Origin of the sequence: Halorubrum ejinorense (assembly GCF_039522565.1) — an archaeon.
GTDB lineage: Archaea > Halobacteriota > Halobacteria > Halobacteriales > Haloferacaceae > Halorubrum > Halorubrum ejinorense.
Window position 1 is genome coordinate 111,605 of record NZ_BAAADQ010000006.1, and the last position, 18,440, is coordinate 130,044.

13 protein-coding genes are annotated in these 18,440 nt (G+C 58.1%); 2 read left to right on the forward strand and 11 right to left on the reverse strand.

Going from position 1 to position 18,440, the window contains the following annotated elements:
* Nucleotide 1 precedes the first annotated feature (1 nt).
* From ABDZ89_RS07875 to ABDZ89_RS07900, 6 genes are all read right to left on the reverse strand, one after another.
* A complete protein-coding gene (locus ABDZ89_RS07875; protein WP_343778043.1) occupies nucleotides 2-358 on the reverse strand; it encodes a MarR family transcriptional regulator in 357 nt (118 codons plus the stop codon).
* Nucleotides 359-543: 185 nt separating this feature from the next.
* A complete protein-coding gene (locus ABDZ89_RS07880; RefSeq protein ID WP_343778044.1) occupies nucleotides 544-939 on the reverse strand; it encodes an HVO_A0114 family putative DNA-binding protein in 396 nt (131 codons plus the stop codon).
* Between the two features lie 45 nt (nucleotides 940-984).
* On the reverse strand, nucleotides 985-4,527 hold the full coding sequence (locus ABDZ89_RS07885) for a UvrD-helicase domain-containing protein (RefSeq protein WP_343778046.1): 3,543 nt from the start codon (nucleotides 4,525-4,527) through the stop codon (nucleotides 985-987).
* The gene (locus tag ABDZ89_RS07890) at nucleotides 4,520-5,677 is read right to left on the reverse strand and encodes a PD-(D/E)XK nuclease family protein (RefSeq protein ID WP_343778048.1); all 1,158 of its coding nucleotides are present in this window, start codon (nucleotides 5,675-5,677) and stop codon (nucleotides 4,520-4,522) included. Before ABDZ89_RS07890 ends, ABDZ89_RS07885 begins: the two co-directional genes overlap by 8 nt.
* A gap of 101 nt (nucleotides 5,678-5,778) precedes the next feature.
* Nucleotides 5,779-6,600: a hypothetical protein gene (locus tag ABDZ89_RS07895; protein WP_343778050.1), complete on the reverse strand. Its 822-nt coding sequence runs from the start codon at nucleotides 6,598-6,600 to the stop codon at nucleotides 5,779-5,781.
* A gap of 424 nt (nucleotides 6,601-7,024) precedes the next feature.
* Entirely contained in the window at nucleotides 7,025-8,074 is a 1,050-nt protein-coding gene (locus ABDZ89_RS07900; protein WP_343778051.1) for an RNA-guided endonuclease TnpB family protein, read from the reverse strand.
* Between ABDZ89_RS07900 and ABDZ89_RS17095 the strand changes: the two genes are divergently transcribed.
* The gene (locus ABDZ89_RS17095) at nucleotides 8,067-8,534 is read left to right on the forward strand and encodes a helix-turn-helix domain-containing protein (protein WP_379700962.1); all 468 of its coding nucleotides are present in this window, start codon (nucleotides 8,067-8,069) and stop codon (nucleotides 8,532-8,534) included. The two genes, ABDZ89_RS07900 and ABDZ89_RS17095, sit on opposite strands and share 8 nt — an antisense overlap.
* Before the next feature lie 74 nt (nucleotides 8,535-8,608).
* On the opposite strand, the gene ABDZ89_RS07905 is transcribed toward ABDZ89_RS17095, so the two are convergent.
* The 3 genes from ABDZ89_RS07905 to ABDZ89_RS07915 all read right to left on the reverse strand — a co-directional run bounded on the left by ABDZ89_RS07905 (nucleotide 8,609) and on the right by ABDZ89_RS07915 (nucleotide 13,320).
* Entirely contained in the window at nucleotides 8,609-9,976 is a 1,368-nt protein-coding gene (locus ABDZ89_RS07905) for an ATP-binding protein (RefSeq protein ID WP_343778053.1), read from the reverse strand.
* A 214-nt stretch (nucleotides 9,977-10,190) separates the two neighbouring features.
* A complete protein-coding gene (locus ABDZ89_RS07910; protein WP_343778054.1) occupies nucleotides 10,191-11,438 on the reverse strand; it encodes an HNH endonuclease in 1,248 nt (415 codons plus the stop codon).
* A gap of 94 nt (nucleotides 11,439-11,532) precedes the next feature.
* Nucleotides 11,533-13,320 (reverse strand): PKD domain-containing protein, encoded by a 1,788-nt coding sequence (locus ABDZ89_RS07915; protein WP_343778056.1) that lies wholly within the window; start codon nucleotides 13,318-13,320, stop codon nucleotides 11,533-11,535.
* A 331-nt stretch (nucleotides 13,321-13,651) separates the two neighbouring features.
* Between ABDZ89_RS07915 and ABDZ89_RS07920 the strand changes: the two genes are divergently transcribed.
* The gene (locus tag ABDZ89_RS07920; protein WP_343778057.1) at nucleotides 13,652-14,617 is read left to right on the forward strand and encodes a M48 family metallopeptidase; all 966 of its coding nucleotides are present in this window, start codon (nucleotides 13,652-13,654) and stop codon (nucleotides 14,615-14,617) included.
* Between the two features lie 45 nt (nucleotides 14,618-14,662).
* Here the strand turns inward: ABDZ89_RS07920 and ABDZ89_RS07925 are convergent, their stop codons facing one another.
* Nucleotides 14,663-15,145, reverse strand: coding sequence for a hypothetical protein (locus ABDZ89_RS07925; RefSeq protein WP_343778059.1), 483 nt, complete (start codon nucleotides 15,143-15,145; stop codon nucleotides 14,663-14,665).
* A gap of 125 nt (nucleotides 15,146-15,270) precedes the next feature.
* Complete coding sequence (locus ABDZ89_RS07930; RefSeq protein WP_343778060.1) at nucleotides 15,271-18,090, reverse strand: RecQ family ATP-dependent DNA helicase; 2,820 nt, start codon at nucleotides 18,088-18,090, stop codon at nucleotides 15,271-15,273.
* Between the last annotated feature and the right edge of the window lie 350 nt (nucleotides 18,091-18,440).

Below are 18,440 nucleotides of genomic sequence, written 5' to 3' on the forward strand. Positions count from 1 at the left end.
CCTACGCGTTCTCTCCTAAGTCCGGCGCGGCGTCGGCCCACTCGTCATCGTCGCCGTAGGCGTCATCGCCGTACTCGGCCTCGATCTGCTGGAGGCTCACTACGTTCGCAATCTCCGAGGCGGCGACGTCCTCGGCAGCCGCCCAGTAGGAATCAACCTTCTGAACGAGGTCCTTCTCTCGGAGCCGGGAGAGGGTCTTGTGGACGCTGGAATACGGAACGTCGGTCAGTTCCGTCAGTTCCGTGGGGCTGAAGCCCATCTCGGGATGGTTAAGCAATACTGTGAGCAGTTCGTGGGCGTTCGTCCCCGGCTTAACTGGGGGCGTGTCCCCTCCGCTGGAATCGATTCTGATCGGCATTAGTGTCTGTCTATGTCAGTATTTGTCTGAAAACGTCATAAAGCTGCTGCCGTCGGAATACACACGTGATCAAAATCTGTACCAAGCGAGGTAAACTACCCCTGCCTACTCGCCGCCTTCGGCGGCTCATTGAGGAAGGGGGCTTACCGCCTACATTCAGCTAAATTTCTGTTCCTGCTGAACAATTAAGCCGTTGCGGGCGACTCTGAGCCTTCGTCGCGGCCCAAACCGAATTCGACCTCAGGACGGACCGTATCATACGGAACGTACGGCTTCTTTGCGCGGCCGTCCTTCTCGAAGTAGGTGATGTCGTACTCTGCCAGTAGGTGGAGATCGTCATGGACATCGTGAACGTCGCGATCGAGGCGGGCAGCCAAGGCTCGGATGCTTTCGGGTAGGTTCTCGATAGCCTGTTCGAGCAGTTCCATCCGTCGGTCGGTGAGCAACTGCCGAAGACGACCACGGTCTTCGAAGTTGACGACGTTCGGGACCTCCTCTCCGTCCTCCCACCGCTCGGCGCGCTTGATAGCCGCCGCCTGCGCCTTCTCGGCCGGGAGCGACGTGATGCGGAGGGTCTCCATAGCGGTCGCAATCTCCATCTGGGCGGATTCGGGGCGGCACCCTCTTCAGGAGCCAGGGATCGACTCATCCGACCCAACGAGGGTGCGGACACGACGCGCAAGAACCGTGGGCGGGAACTGTCCAGACACCGACCTTCGGACACACCCGAACGTTTCGACACTGGCGTGAATTGTCGCTGCCGATCCGAGTTCCTGCTGGAGGATGTGCTCGTAGGCGGCGATCTGGAGTTCGTATCGCGGTTTTGTTGCGTCGACGTCGTCAGTCAGCGCAATCTTGAGATCGGCCAACTGCCACTCGCCTCCACCCAGATTGATGAGGATATCAGCTTCACCATGAACTTCAACCTCAATATCGCCAGCAGTCACGAGTCCGCTCAGGTCGTGGTCGACGTAGACCGCCTCCGCCGCTTGGATCTGGGCCCACAGGTCGGACGCTAAGAAGTCTGGGACGACCGACGTGTGGAAGAAGCTGACGAGGCCACCACGCTCAGTATCTGGCAACATCTCGATCGACTGCGGCGTCACCTGTTCCATCGCGTCCCGAAGTGCGGTATAAATCAGCGTACTCCACGCATCGATCTCGGTGTCCGGCACGTCCATCTCGATGAGGGTGAGTAATGCGTCGTGGAGACAGGTCCCGACGGCCTCTGGCCCAAGCGTCTCGAACGTGATCGGGAGGCTGTCGGCCACCGTCTCAGTTTCGGTATGAATGGCCTCGTCGAGGAGGTGGGCACCCATGGTGGCGTCGACGTCGTCAGTCAACGGATAGGCCGTACTCGGGTCGAGAAAGCGTGGGACCCACAACTCCAACTGGTCGCGTCGAGGCGGGACGGCACCCGTCACCGATAGCGGCGTGTCGTACATCTCGCGTGTTACACTGCCGTCGACGTCATTTACACCGATCGTGAGATCGCCGGCACTGGACGGTTCGTCGATCGCATACGTGGCTGTCCGTCCAGGCGAAAACCCGAGTGTCTCAGACAGGGTATCGAGCCAGCGATCACGCGGCTGTGCCGTGCCGGGCAACGTCTTCGGAAGCGGGATGACGAGATGGTCACGTGCCCGAGAGAGTGCCACATACAGGAGCCGCCACGCCTCCGCACGCTCGTTGGCTGCGACTGACTGGAACTGGTCAGGACCAAGCAGGTGCGGGGCCCCACCGGCGGCGTCGTCGAGCCAGTGCTCGGTCGCCCACCGCAACCCGATATCGCGTGGTGCAGCACCCTGTCTATCTCGACCGTCACCGCCTGGCGTGTAGAGTCCCCCATCGAATGGTGGCAGTTCGATATCGGGTGCTGTCTTGACGTTCGTCGGCGGGGCCAACGCCGCAACGCCACCCTGCGTCATGAACCGCTGAGAGAACGGGCCAGTGTCCCAGAGCTTGAAGCCCGGCGTTGCGAGCACAATCACGTCGTCTTGATCGCCTTTGAGCCGATGAACTGTGCTAAAGACGACATCGGGATCAGTGGTCACACTCGGGATATCTGGCCCCTTGCGTGGGGCCGCCCGAAACGGCGCAAGCAGGTCACCGAGGGCGGCTGGTGGGTACTGCGTGTCAGCTTCCCAGTCGGCGACGGTGCTCGTGAGCGCGTCGAGCGCGGCTACTCGTTGTGCTGCCGGCAGCTCGGTGAACTGGTCGCCCGGGTCGGCTCGAAGCGCGAGTTGCTCGATGATGTCTTCCAGATACACCGACGCTGGAACGCGACGGAACCGGCCCAGCTGATCGCGAAGATCGCGCAGGCCACAGAGGATGTCTCGGGTTTCGGCGTCGAGGTCGTCGGCCGCACAGATGACGTCAAGGTCGTACCCAGCCCGCTCGAAGCAGTCGTGGGCTGCTGTGAAATCGAACGGCGAGTCAGTCAACAACGCGCGTGTCTGGGCCCGATCGGTCGGCGCAGTGAGCCAGTCACAGACGGCGAGGACCGCCTTGACCACGGGACACGCAAAGAGTCTCGAACTCGCGTTTTGTACGGTCAAGCCCGCGGCCTCGAACGCGTCTTTGTACGCGGCCATCCGCGTTCGCTTTCTGAAGACGACGGTTATCGACTGTGGCGACCCGGTCTCGTCAGTTAACGTCCCATCAGCGAGGCCCTGTGCGATGTACGTTGCAAGGATGTTCGCCTCGCCAGTACGGCCGTCGGGGTTGACCCACCGTGCCGTGTCGGGCGCTGCCCCACCGGTGAACGCGGCGATGTGGATGCTCGGGTCGGCGGTTGGATCCCGAGATGCGTCGAGGCCGGGGTAAGTCGCCGCAAAATCACTGAGCCCCCCGCGAGTTGGATCGTCAAAGACGGGCCGCATGATGGTGTTGATGCCGGCGGCGATGTCCGGGGTTCCACGATAGGTTGTTGCGGCTGTCACCGTCGCATGGGTGTCCCAGTCGATACCGAGATACTGGCCCTCGCGACAGGCGGTCGTGAACAGCGACGGATCGGCGTGCCGCCAGCGGTAGATGCTTTGGAGTGTATCGCCACACGCGAGGACGCGCATCGAGGGAGTAACAAGCTGTGACAGCGCTGCGTGCTGGATAGTGGAGACATCCTGTGCTTCATCGATGATCACGCTATCGAGCCGCGCGTGGTACCGCTGACGAAGGGCTGTGTCCTGGTCGGTGGTTGGCCCATCGCCATCGACTGGCCAGTCACGCTTGAACACACTGGTAATGAAGAAGGCGACATCGGTGTGAGAGACCACGCTATACTCGCGGATCAGGGCTCGGTACTGCTCGCGGTACGCTTCAAGCACATCCCCAAACGCTGTCAGCGTCGTGTCCCATGCGTCATAGAGGCGCTGGTCAGCAGCCACAAGATCTGCCCACTCCGCTGCTGAGAGGGCCGCGTCGGTGTCGGCTGCGGCGTCGGCGTCGACGATGTCTGCGATCGTCGCCACGATATCCGCACGACCGCTGGTTCGTCCCCCGGGATACACTGCCTCTTGTGTGGTACGGAGTTTGCGTTCGAAGGCGGCCGTGGTGAGTCGCTGATCGCGACAGTACTTGACGGCGTCAGTGAGCATCTCCGCAGGAGTGGCTGACCAGCCGTCATCCGGATATGCTGCTTCCAACTCGGCGATCGCGTCTGCGTGGGCCGGATCGGCAGCGACGGCGTCGTAACACGCTTTATGAACCGTTTCCAGCAACGCCTTATTCCCGATCGATGGCGTCTCCTCGAACCCCAGGTCGGTGGCCAGCTCCCCGAAGACGTCACGCAACACGCTGTCGACAGTGCCGATAAACGGTGCGTTCCGGACCCGCGCCACGAGATACGCGATATCTGACTCGGTGAGTGACGCTGCCTCGGGGATCAACTCATGATCCACAATCTCCCGAATGTGCTCACAGACACCGGGTCCGATCGCGGCCGCCTCATCGGTGGTAAACGACATGACGGCTACGCTCTGGGCGGGAGTCCGATCGCCACTAACGTACCGCCGAATGATGGTTTCGGCTGCGATTCGCTGCATCGTCAGTGATTTGCCAGCGCCGGCGACACAGTTCATCGTAAATAGTCCCGACTCGGCGTCAACGAATCGGTCTCTGATCGTTGCTTGTGCGTTCCGGAGTGTCCGTGGGTCGTCGTCGTTACTCATGAGGTGTCTCGGTGGGTGCTGGGTCAGACGCCCCACTCGCAGAGAGGAGCGCGGCAATCGGCTCAGGAAGCTGCGGTGTCGTGCTCACCAGTTGGGTGCGGGCCTGCTCGGAGACAGTCTCCATCTCGAGTGATGCAAGAAACGGCGAGGGGTACACAGCACCACCGTCGGCGGTCTGTGTGTACCGCGTCACGATCACGCCGCGCTCGGCGGCACGCATCGCATCGGCGAAGTGATCGCGATCACGGCCGTTTCCCCACGCGGTTCGCGGCGCAACGATATCTGTCTCACCAGCCCCAGCGAGAACGGCTTCCTGGAGCTCTGTGGGAACAACGCTGTCAATCTGTGCCGGCCACTCGGCTGCCGTCGCGCCGACCGCGATAACGAATGGGACAGACAGCGCCCACACGTCGTTTGCCTCCATAATGTCGATGGCCCAGGCATTCGAGTGTTCACGGCGGCCCGGGCGTTGTGTCGCCAGCAGCTCACACAGTTCTTGTACAGCCCCCCACGATCGGGAGACAGTCCCGTCAGCAAGCCACTCGTCGTATTTGTGCGTGACCTGCTCGACGAGCCGGGTGACCCTGACTGTTGCTCGCGCGGCCGTCTCCGTCGCCATGAGCGCCGGTGAGTCCGCCTGCTGGCGGGCGGGCACGCTCGTCTCGCGATACGCGTCGATCGACGCCCCCAGAACGGTTCCAACTGTCTCGGGTGTTGGCTCGCGCTCGGCATGCGACAGTAGCCAGTCACAGTAGGTTATGAGTCGCTCGTCAGTGGTGTGTGTCTGTATCGTCTCGGCCCACTCGGCGATCGATCGATGTCCGGGGGGAAGGGCCTCAAGAGCGGCCTGGATCGTCGACTGTTCGAGTGGCCAGCCGGCTGTATCCGTGAGTGGTGCCCACCGCTGCGCCAATGGTTCCAACAGCGTTACAGCAGCGACGTCGCCGGCGCCAAAGAGCGTACAAAGCGCCGCTATCAGCGCGTATGGTTCGGTGCGGGTCACGCGCAACTGTGTCCAAAACACCGGCGTCACCCCGTACTGGATCGCTGCCCGGGTCAGCGGTTGTTCGTACGGATCAAGATCGCGAGCCACGACGACGATATCGCGGACGTCTACGCCACGATCGCGAACTTCGCTGATCGTCGCCATCACGGCACGCGCTTCCTCACGACGTGTCGGTGCGGGCAATTCGACAACAGGACATGACGGTGCTGGCAGCTCACCAGTGAGTGCCGTGCGGTGGGCGTGGGTCACAGATTCACCTCCCGCCCGGGATAGTCAATGGACAGGAGGTCCGGGAGTCGCGTTGTGAGGTACTCGCTGGTTCCGGGGCGGAGGTGGAGTTCGATATCTGCCGTCGTTGCTGTACAGAGGCCATGTAGGAAGTCAACTTCTGGTGCCGGGATGCTGCTCACACCGACGAGCGAGATCCGCTCGATATCGGGATAGCAATCGGTCCACACCTCGTCGCCGCCGATGAGGCGACGCGTCGCCCGTCTGAGGAGCGCCGTCTTCGAGACCGCTTTGACTGTCCGGTCGCGCAACCACGTCTCGACGGCGATGCCACCATCAACCAGTGTGGTCGCCTCGTCCGCGATGGGGGTCGCAAACTCGTCGGTGATATCGCGCAGCGCCGCAATCCGATCCGGATGGAAGTTCGTCATTGATTCGACTTCTGAACGGATCTGCTCGAGTTGTTGGGGACGGGTGTCTCGACGGGCAGAAAGCAGGGGACGGAGTCCCGGAGGCTGATCCGCTGTCTCCGCCGGAAGCGACTGGAGGAGCGCTAAGCGATCGACGCGATCGAGGCTCGTCGGGGCTGGGTCTGCGGCTCCAAGCAGTACTTCCGCAACGGTTTTCGGGTCGACAAATTCAAACGCGTTCTGTGGCTGTGTACGCTCTCGCAGCCGCCGTTGGAGGTTTCGTTGGTGGAGTTCGGTCGGCGCCAACACGAGTTCTGTCGGCGTCGCTGTGCGGTCAGCACGATTGAGAAGCCGTTCTTGCTCGCCACAGTACATCGAGATCTGCGAGGCAACATCGTCGTCAGTCGTGTGGAGGGGGTGTGTAGACATCAGCGAGATCGGGATGTGGGGTACGCCAGGGTGGATATAAGTCTCTCGCCCCGGAGCGGAAGTGGACCGATCTGTCGGGGTATTCTGGTCGTGGTGTTCGACTGTGGGTACCTCATGACAGGGGCACCATTTGGAAGGCCTCGGTGAAACGTAGGCCCCGAATCAGGAGTGCGATGAGGATTGACATCCTCCCCGCGCTAAAGCGCGAGGATTCCCCGAAGGGGATATTCAGGTTGCGAGTTTCCTCGGGCCTCAAGTACGCTTTCGCGTGGGCCGTCAACGGTCGCCACCGAGTTGTGACCAACGGTGTACTTTTCAGCGCGTGTAGCCCTGTCAACGGGGCCTTCCTCCCCGCAATCTGCGGGCGTCGAAGACGGCCGGCTATTCAACCAGCGAGGTAGCACGGTTCGCGTCAGCCGAACTGTTACGCCGTACATGGTTCACCCTCCCGTTGTGCGATGTTTTCCGAAGCGTTCAGATCGGCGTGGCGTCCCCGACCACACTCCGAACACGAAAAGTGGTCGCCATCACGGGTTCCCATCGAACCACACGCCGAACATCGCTGGCTGGTATGGTACGCATCGACCTGCTCAACACGAATGCCAGCCCGCTCGGCTTTGTATGTGATAAACTGTTGGAGTTGGTGGAAGTGCCACGAGTGGACACCCGACCACGAGCTGTTCTCGCGGATACCTTCGAGGTCTTCCATCCGAATCACCGGATTCTCGAACTGTTCCGCGAACGTGATGAGGCGACGGGAGAGTTTGTGATTCAGGTCTTTGATTCGACGCTGTTCTTTGTCACCTACACGGTTACGTGCGCGAAGCGCACCCGCTTCCGAGAGCGAATCGCGTAGGGAACGATATTTGCGCCGAACGTACTTTGCCTCACCACCCGACACGAGCATCGACTTGTCCTCGCCGTAGGCTGTCACAGCGAGGATGTGTCGTTCGCCAATATCGACACCGATCGGCGTCTCAGCCGACGTGCCGGCGTCGTATTCCACATTGAACGTACAGTACCAGTCGTCGCCGCGACGGTAGACCTGTAGACGGGTCTTGTCAGCGTCACCCTCCACCAGCCGGTCTACGGGGTCGGCAATGTCGTCGTACACCGCTATCGGGGTGTACCACCATTGGGAGACACACGGGAAGCCGACGACGACTGTGCCGTTCTCAGTCGTGTCGATTTCCCAGTTCTGGTTGTTGATGGCGAACGGTTGGCTCTCTCGGTAGCGAACCTCCCCGTCCTTGTTGTGGTCGGATTTCGCCTCACGGATGGCTTGGTTCTGGATGGCCGAGTAGAGGTCGTTGTCGATGCTGGCTGTGGTCACGGATTTCCCGAAGTCGCCGTTCTCCCATCCGTCAATACAGAATTGCTTGGTGTCACGGTAGAGTCGAGTGGCGTGTTGCCACTCTTTGCGCCGTGAGAGGGACGGGTTGTGGAACTTCGCGGTGACAGCCACCGTGACCATTACAAATGTAATCAGATATGCTATATTAAGTATCTGTTGGAATATCAGGCCGTGCTATCGTCGGTGGCCTGTATCATCGTTTGTCGGATTCATCCCCGCCCTGAAGGGCGGAGCTTTCTCCTTACACTTCCGTAACAACGTCCGACTAGCCCGGAATATTGATGTCGGTCCCATCAGCAACGAGGAGGCCATTCATTATCATGCGCTCCGGTCTGAGCTGACGAAACAACAGTTAGCTGCTTTTGAGGCGGCGCTCGAATTAGGCTATTACGCTGGGGACGATCAGGCCACCATTAGCGACATCGCTGCGTTTCTCGATGTTCACCACTCAACGGCGGGAGAACACATTAAACGCGCAGAGAACACACCTCTCTCGGAAGTTGGAAGGCATATGTTCCCCGACGTGGTCAACCAGGGCACGCAGCCTGAGACATTACGGAGTGACCCCTCAGAGTGTTAATCGCTTCACTGTGGTTTTACACAGATTCAATGAGAGTCAACGACTTCAGTTACGACAGAAGTTATCGGGCTGTTTCAATATATAATATCGGACAACTCAAACAGTCGAACATCGTCACGGGCGTCAGCGGTATTTTTGAGGTCGTCAGTGTACCCGGACCGGCTGAACAGGACGTACAGCGTCTCCCCGTCTGCTGGTTCTTCTGACCATCGGACTTCCGACGCTGTTCGATCAAGATCGGCGAGCACACCCTCACTCACAGGTTGGGACGCGAACTTACACTCACCAGCGACAAGCCCGGACTCAGTGAGACCGAGTACATCCAGTTCGTGTTCTTTGAACCACCACTGACCGACATCACTGAACCGTCGGTCAATGAGATGTGGGAGTGCCCGTTGGCAGAGTCGTTCAAACAGCGGACTCACATAATCAGCTAACTCTGGAGCAATTAATTCGTCATACGCAGTGTCGCCAAGTATCCGAAGCTGATCCTGATTGCCGTAGACGAACCGGAACCAGAACCGGAACAACGGCGCTGCGATACGATATCGGCCACGTTTCGAAGCTGTCGGTGACGCAGTGACTGGGATGTGGCGTTCAACAAGACGAAGCCGACGAAGCTTCTGTAGGTACGTGCTGAGTGACCCAGATTCTATCCCGGCCATGCCTGCGATTTCGTTCGGGGTCCGTCGTCCGTGAGCTAAGGCACGGAGAATACTGAAGTACGTATTCGGCTGTCGAAGTTCGGTTCGAAGGAGAAATTCCGGTTCAGAGTAAAGGAGGGACTGTTCTGAAAGGACCCCCTGCTGGACGTTCGTTCCTAACGTCTCATCTGGGTCTATCGTTTGGAGATAGTAGGGTGTACCCCCATAGATTGCCCACGTAGTGATAGCTGTCTCCGGGTCATAGCCTGGGAAGAACTTGCGTGCGTCAGCTACATCGAGGGGTTTGAGATCGATTGTTGCTGTCCGTCGCCCGTACAGTGGCGCGCTTCCTGAGAGCACCTTATTTTCCATTACACTGATCGAAGAACCGACCAAGACAAGCGTCATTCCCGTCTCTTGGAGCTTGGTGTCCCAGACTCGCTGGATTCGTGACGGGAGCGAGTCATCCTCCTCAATAAGGAATGGGAACTCATCGATTACCACAATCGCGTTCTCCTCACCGAGTGTTTCAAGAATCGCTTCCCAGTCACGGCGGACGTTCTGTAACGAGGGGAATTGTGCTGTGGCAGTTTCGACGAACTGTTCGAGTTGATTCTGTGCCGTGGACTCAACTGCTTGGTAGTATACAGCGTCTTCCTGATCAGCGATGGACTGGCGGACGAGCTCGCTTTTGCCGAGGCGACGACGGCCATAGATGACGACAAAGTCTGCGGTTTCGGACTCGTAGCAGTCCGTGAGTTGATCACGTTCGACGTCCCGATCCACGAATTGTTCCATACACCCGATTACAGCTCCGTCCAAATAGAAGTTCCGATTTTGGAAACCACGATTTCAGAAATTTAGATTTCTGTTTTAGCATAGGTGCGTGCTTCAGCACAACACACCCGAATATCTGAGCGTGTTCATTGAGCCGTGATTGAAGCCGAATATGGCCACAGGATTCGGGGTTTGCGGGGTGGAGAGAGTAAGTACGATCCCGGAAAGGAGAGGCCTACTCGCCGAGGTCGATTCCGAAAAATTCCAAGATCATTATTGCGACAGAGCTGGCCACGAGTGAGAGTACTGTTGCCAGAGCCATTTGACCGACCGTCGCCCATGAACCACCAAAGAAGAGCGCAATGATGGTCCATCCCACGAAACCAATTGCTCCAGCGATCATACCGAATAGAGAAAACAGGAGTACGGCGCCCGCAGTGGGAACGAAGATCAGCCCCAGCAGTCCGTAAAGCAGCGGGAGCAAGAGAGATTTTTCGCCGAAACTCCGAGCATACCCACCAACGGTTGAAGACGACAGAGAGGGTGGAGATACCGAAACAGACACCGACTGCGTGGGATTTTCGTCGTCGAAGGCCACTCGTCTGCTGACGAGTTCGCCGTCGCCACCAGTAACTTCAACGGTTGCTTCTGTGACATTCTCCGAAAACACGATCTCCGTCTCGTGATCCGCATCGTGGGCTCTCGTTTCGCGTACTGAGTCGTACGGTCGTCCCGTGTCCTCGGCGGCGCTGACCGTGACGTCAACGTCTGGTTCGAAAGAGGAAAGCCACCCGAGCAGCCCAGTCTGAGAAGTCTCAATGTGAAGTCTGCGCGTATTGTGGGCCTCGTTTTCCGGGACTTGACCGCGCAGTAAGAGGAGACTGGTTAGTTCCGATAATACAGGGTGGGAATCACTGGTAGACTCACCACCTCCAGAGAATCGACGAGTGAGGTGGGACGGAATATCGTATAAGACAGGCGATTTTGAGGTGTAGGTAGTTTCATGTGAACTGGTTTCTGCTTCGAGCGTCTCGAAATCCCTGCCGACGGCTGTCTCTGCTCCCCGGCCGGAATCGAAATTCTCCCGCCTGATCACTGCGACCTCGTCGTGCGACCCTTCGCTGGGAAATTTGGGAGCGGCCTTCCAGTCCCCATTCAGATCCTGATTTGTCGGGTGCATGAGGGCATGACAGTCAATACAGAGTCCAACGAGGTTCTCCAGTCGATTGGTGCCCCCGTTGGCTAGCCAATTGATGTGGTGGACGTGGCCGCCATTGCTCGTGTCACCGCCACAACGTCCACAGTGGCCATCCTGTAACCACCAGACCGCCCTCCGTCGCTCGCCCCAGTCCGGCGGGTAGTCCCCGTTTCCATAGTAGGAATTTTGTTCTCCGTAGTTTTCCTGCAGATTGAACCTCGGCTCCGCTCCGAACTTCTTCAACAGCGCCGACTCGTCTTTCAGCTCCGTTCTTATTTGGGCCATTATCTGTGATCGTATCCAGTGTGGTCGCTAGACGTCGATACCGCACCCACAACGGTGAGCGGGTGAAGTGAGCGTCTCATGATTCGACAGAGGCTCACTGGTCATCCCCATTCATTCGGGTCCGGGCATACGCAGCGCCGACAATACTCGTTACAGCAACCCCGATGCCAAATCCAGGTGTGGTTCCGGCGGTCGACTCCTCAGAGGACTCCCCAGCATCTGTCGACGCGTTGCTCGACTCTTGACCGTCTGAGGAAGTATTATTCGGCTCTTGGTCGTCTGTCGACGTGTTATTCGACTCCTGACTACGTTCTGTCTCGGTCTCACCGACGCGAACCGTCGTCGTCGTTGTTTCAACACGGCCTTTGTCGTCTATCGCTCGCAGGGTAACAGCGTACTCGCCGGGCTCGGTGAACTGGTGCGTAATCGTCTCGCCAGCCGCCGTCTCATCATCAGTGAGCTCCCACGTGTACGCTAGGATCGCTCCCACACCTGGTGCCGTTGAACTCGCATCAAAGGTGGTTTCGTTGCCAACCGTTGGCTGATCAGGTGTGTACTCAAAGGCCGGTCGAAGACCCAACTGCTGGCCGAACTCGCTGACATCCTCACCGTCGAGACTTCGCTGGTGGAACTCGACGATATCTTCGAGCGCCACACGGGGAGAGTGGCCGGCGCCCTCGTACACTTTGAATTGGGCGTCGGCTCCAGCTTGCTCGTAGGCCCGCTGGCAGGTCGGGAAACGGTCTGCGACCATCGCTTCTCCGTACACGTCCAGTGCGATTTCGCGCATCTCGTCGCTCCACGCGTCGTCGTACGGAATCGTGTCATTCCCGTCGTCTTCGCCCATGTAGAGAAGTTGGTTCGTTTCGCTCAGCGCGTCCAAATCAACAGACTCCCCGGTCAGCGCTTCAACATCGGCAATGCCGATATGAAAGTCGAGTGTGCGGTCGTCGGCCTCTTCCAAGGGGAGGATCGCGGTTCCATTGAGACCGCCAGCCGTCACGGAACGGACACGCTCGGGATGGAGAACTGTAAAGCGGTCAACGAAGTTGCCCGCGGCAGAAAACCCGTTCAACATGAGCTGATCGTCAACCGGATACGACTGATCGCTGAGGCGCTGCCGGGCGTCATCCGCCATGCGTAGCAACTGGCGGTCGACGCGTTCCAGCGGACCGTCCGAGATCTGCATCGTTTGGCGGTCCAGCGCGTGAACGTAGTGGCGCCAGTCAACAGGCTCAGACTCAGGTCGCGGGAAGACAGGAATCAAGAGTGGAACCGAAAGCCGATCGGCTATTGTCCTCGAGGTACCAACCTCGATCCGATGTCGTGCTGAGCGTTGCTGGACATCAAAGTCGTCCGTCGTCTGCCCGCTGTTATTCGGCTGGACGAGAATCGAAGCCTGTTGTTCATTTTCCCGTCGCGCCGGCGCGTAGAGGAAGTATGGGTAATTGAACCCGGCATCTGGATCAGGCTCGACGAGAGTTGGCTCGATCCCGGGTGCGAGGTTCGGCTCGCCGCTAACAGTGATACGCGCCGCCTCCCGTGCGATCCCCTGCCCATCGCTGTTATACAGGTTCGCGGTGACTGTCTCGGTCTCGGTTAGCGGTGGCTGAAGGTCCACCTCGTACTCCTCCGTAGCCGTCCCGGCGTCGAGCGAAATTGGTCCAGCAAGGGTGGTTGATTCAGAATCCAATATTCGGAACTGTGCCTCGACATCTGTTCGAACTTCTGCGACGGTGAGCCGAGTACCGTCGGTAGCTTGATCATCGAAAGTAATCGAAACGTCCGACGAGGTCTGTGCTACAACGTTAGTAGCGGTACCGAGCGTGGCAAGTCCGAGGACCGATACTCCGGCGCCTGAAACCACATCTCGGCGTTTCATCGGCTCTCACCTGCCGCGGGAACCACACACTGTGTGACTTCGTGTGCCACACTGCTCGGATCGCTGTGATTCCCATTCGGCTCTCCCTCAATACTGATCGGCGTGTGGAGTCCAACTGGTTCTGTCATCTACCTTGATTTGGCACGAGGAGGGTACTAAAACCACCCAATTATCTTATATGTATACGATTCGCTCGCTGCGAAGAATTACAAAATTGTAACGGAAGTCACTACTTCGTGCGAATTTCGATTCGGTGTCGTACCACGGTGGAAATATATGGGACCTGAAATTAACCCAGTGGGACTATTACCCCCGAACAGAATCACAAATTATGGATTCGAAAACCAACATATCACTTGGAGCCACTGAACTCAAGTATCCGTATCGTCGGGCTCGACTACTTCTGTCGGGCTTCGGGTTCCTCACAGCGCTCTATTTCTTTGGATCAGCGCTCTTTTTGATCCCCGCTTTCTTTCTCGTGAGCGCGTACGGACCGGTTGGCTGGCTACTGACGATCCTTCTCGTTTCAGGGATAATCGGCTGGATAGCGTATCGTGGCTACACGAACCAACTCAGTCGGATACTGGGTAACGCTGAGCGAGTGACTGCGGAATCCCATCCAGAACTTGATGACGCGTTAGCGTTCATCGATCGTGAGTCGGAAAAGCGGGGGATGAACCCCCCGGAACTCTATGTTACCGACCAGCCCGACGCCAACGCGATAGCGCTTGGGCGCCGAAAAAACGGGTATGTCGTCCTCCATGACGGCCTCTTTACGACACTCGAAGACACGGCTGAGCTAAACGCAGTTATTGGCCACGAGATCGCACACATCGCAAACCGGGATTCAATCATGATGCAGCTCACGGCCGGAATCCAGGAAACCCTCATTCGGTTCTGGACTTGGGCCGGGTACGCACTCCGGTCGTGGATGTACCAACGTCGAGGCGTCGTGCTCGGTCCGCGTGAGGAAGACGCCCTCCTTCAGAAGGCGGAGAAACGAGCGCGGTACGTCTGTAGCCCACTCGGACTGTTTACAAAGTCGCTCTCACGGCATCGCGAATACATTGCGGATGCCGAAGGAGCCGAAGCAGCTTCACCTACTGCGATGGTGGAAGCGCTCAAATCGATTGACGGGAGTGACCAGGAATCACCCACCGCCGATGTCCCTCAAGCTCTCTGTATCCACGGCGAAACAACGGGCCTGCTGTCGCGATTGCGAGCGACCCACCCACCGCTGAAGAAACGGCAACGAAATCTACAGAAATCGTTCGATGACACTGCGATTGATTCCTAAGCCGCTGTCTTAGACGGCCGTCTCAACATCTGCCGGGACGGAATCTCACTCTTGGCTATCAAATCCAGGTACTTCGAACAGCGATTCGGTAATTTTGCTCGCCTGCGGGTTGGTCGTCCGATCAGGCAGCAGATTGAGAACCTGCGCTTCTGAGAGCAGGTATACGCTTGATTTCGTGCCGCTACGCATGCGCCGATGTGTGAGATAGAACACTCGCTCACCCGGATTTGGGTCCGCAGCCCAGACTGACGAGATCTCGCCGGGGGGCCGAATCCGCCCACCACTCTCGTCGACGTCTTCGATATCGTATATCTTGTAGATGCCAACGTTTGTGTAGGCGTCCTTTTCTAACGGCTTCTCTGAAAGGACGATATACCGATTGTCGTTCTCTACACTCCAATGAATCGCAGGGCCTTTCGTGAGATGGTTCGTCGCGACTGTCTCTTGGACTTGTTCGGGAAGTCGAATCATCCCGCCTGAATTAATAGTCGCCTGAATCAGGAAATCCCATCCACGAAACCCATCCATATTCTCTGAGCACTCCTACACCAACCTAAGTGTTTACGCTCATACAGTCGCCAACCTCCATGCGTCAAGCGCCAGCCTCAGAGTTACCGTCGTCGGGTGAATCCGTAGAATACGACGGGGGCAGTTCACACCTCTGCCAACGCAAACGGATACACTGGCCCACTCCCGGCGTCACGAAGCACAAACGACGCTTCAGTAAATGCCCAGCGTGAGTCAACAAGGTCGTTGATAAGCAACACTGGGCCGGTCTGAACACCAGCAGTCACTGCCATCGTATCTTCGACGTTCCACCGCTTCTGATACGAGTTGGCCAACTCTTCGCGGGGTTGTACCGTATCAGTTTGTTCTAGCGCCTCAACATACGGGAGCTCGAGCGTCGCTGCGATCTCCTCGGCAAGCGCAGCGACTTGCCCAGTATCGTCCCATAGCGGAATCGACGTCACCCACGCCGGCGCAGGCGACGGCCCCCACTCGTCGAATAGTTCAACGGCAGCCGAGACAAGCTCCGCACTGTACTGGCCAGAACCCCGTTGCTCACGGACACGTGCTCCCCAACCAGGGTCATCCAGAGCCGCCAACACACGGCCGTCCTCCATGTTGCGGTCATCATCGATCACAGAACGACCGCCATCCTGCTTCGGCAAGTAGTATCGCGAGGAGATCTCACCGGTCGAGATACCTTTGTAGTGGTCAACTGCCACATCGATCAGCTCCTGCTTCTCGACAGTCGATGGAACAAAGTCACCAACACAGTTGGCGCAGTGCCCGCAGTCTGCCTCAAGAGATCCGTCCAACTCATCGTCGATGAACCGCGTCAGGCACGCATCGGTCGCCGCAAACGTTTGGATTCGCTCCAGCTCATCCCATCGATGCTGCGTAACTGATTCAATGCGCTCGTGGTCGTACGACCAGTCTTTAGTTGTCCGCTCGTACCCGTTCTCGCCTTTGTAGATAGCATTCTCGACCCGCAGGATGTTGAGACAGGTATCTGCAGCACCCCAGCCGACGTTGACGTGTTTGAGGAGTTCGTATTTATGGAGTTGAGCGTCGCTGGCCTCGATCGTGTCGAGCACCGCCTGGAAGGCCTCCGGTTCGGGGAAGGCCTGCTCGATGAAGTACTCAGCCACCTCATCGTCACTCTCGCCGCTCAGCATGATTGCCTCCGCTTCATCGAGCGCACGCCCAGCCCGGCCAATCTCCTGATAGTATCGGATGAGGTTCGGTGGCCGTTGGAAGTGGATCACCCACCCCAAATCGGGCTTGTTGAATCCCATCCCGAGTGCGTTCGTTGCGACGAGGGCGTCGACGTCATTTGTCATCAACTGGGATTCAAGCTCTCGTCGGCGGTCGCCGTCGAGACGCCCATAGTATGGCTCCACATTGTGACCGAATTTCTGGAGCCACTCAGCCACGAGTTCGACTTCATCAGTCGTCAGGCAGTAGATGATGCCCGAGCCATCGAAGGAGCCAAGATTTTCAGCGAGCCACGCGAGCCGCTCAGCCTTCGAATCCATCTCAATGGTCTGGATCCGAAGTGAGTCGCGAACCAGTTCCCCACGAATCGCATCAAGATCCGGCACCTGCGTCGTGATATCATCGACGACACGGTCATTGGCAGTAGCCGTCGTTGCCGCCACCGGAAGATGTGCCGGCAATTCGTTGAGAATACGCTGGATGCGACGGTAGTCAGGCCGAAAATCATGGCCCCAATCAGAGATACAGTGGGCCTCGTCGACGACAAGCAGCCCGAACTCCTCGTCCATCTCTAAGAGGATCTCCTCTTGGAACTGCGAATTTGCGAGTCGCTCTGGTGAGATGAGGAGGACATCACACTCCCCCTCGACGACAGCGGTCTTTGCCTCGTCCCAGTCGTCAGTGTTGTTGGAGTTGATTGTCCACGCAGAGAGTCCCAGCTGATTCTCCGCGTCTTGGACTTGGTTGTACATCAGCGACAACAGCGGGCTCACGATGAGTGTTGGACCAGCACCTTGCTCTCGGCGGAGCTTGGTGGCCGTGAAGTAGACTGTACTCTTGCCCCATCCCGTCCGCTGGACTAACAGCAGCCGATCGTTGTCATTGACGAGGCGGTCAATTGCCTCCCACTGTTGTGGGCGAAACTCCGCGTCAGGACCGATACTTCGTTCCAGCAGTTCTTGCGCTCGAGCTCTAGGTACTCGATCCGTGTCGTCTGGCTGTACTTCCTGAGCGGGTGGCTCGTCACCCGAGTGCCCAGTAGAATCGCTTGCCGGTGATTCAAGATCCGTACGGCTGGTAGACTCGTCACACTGTTCCGAGTCCTCTACGGTCCCGTCATCAGGGTCGGTAGTCTGGGTCTCGCCCGTCTCTTTAGTGGCAAGATCTTGTCCCTGACCCGCCGTTTCATCCGACTCAGTCCAGTCTTCGACAGCCTCACGGAGAGATGGTGCCACGCGCTCACCAACATACTGGGCGGCAGTAAGCGCGTCAACAGACGCGTCAATAACAGCAGTTGGCGTCTCAAAGCCCTCCTCACCCAGCATATGGTAGTACCTGATCGAGTAGCCACCCTCTTGAAGCGCTTCAGCAAGTGGTGACGGCGTGAACCATTCAATGAGCGATCCGGCGGCCTCCTCTGGTGGCACCCCGACAGGTGCGAGGTCACCATACGCTGAAGCAACCTCACTGCGGGGCACATCCAGCCCGTCTGCGAGGTTTGCTAGTAGCGTGCCCTCACTCTCGCATGCCTCATTGGCCATCGCCCAGATACAACGGCAGGTTCGTTCTCCAAGCTGTGTCGAGCTTATTAGGGTGAGTAACGACCCTGCGACAATCTCGTCTATACCCTCATAGCCAGCCTCAGTGAGTGCTGTCGCCCGCGTGGGACCGACGCCAGGAAGGTCCGTCAGCTCTGCTGTTGAGTCTGATGAGTCGTCAGTAGCGACTGTCTCAGCATTCTCATCACGCATCGCTGAACGGAATTCGTAGGAGTGCTGGTACCCGATAGCAGGCCACGAGTGAGCCGGGTCACTCTCACCACTGACGTGGTGGATGACCTGACTTAGTGTGTCTTCGAAGCCGCAGCCAGAAACGGGACACGAAACTAAGCCTGCCATCAATATCTCTACTGTCTGATGTGAGCAGACCGGCTTATGTCTTGTTGTACAGAAAGAAAGTTTCAGTATTAATATTATTCCGAATATATTCCTGAGGTCGAGTCGAGTGAGGGAGTTCCATCCATGTTAGCACTGATGTAGTGGATCCAGTGGCCTCCACTTTCACCACCCTTAACACAGTTTTTATTCACATTAGTTGATTG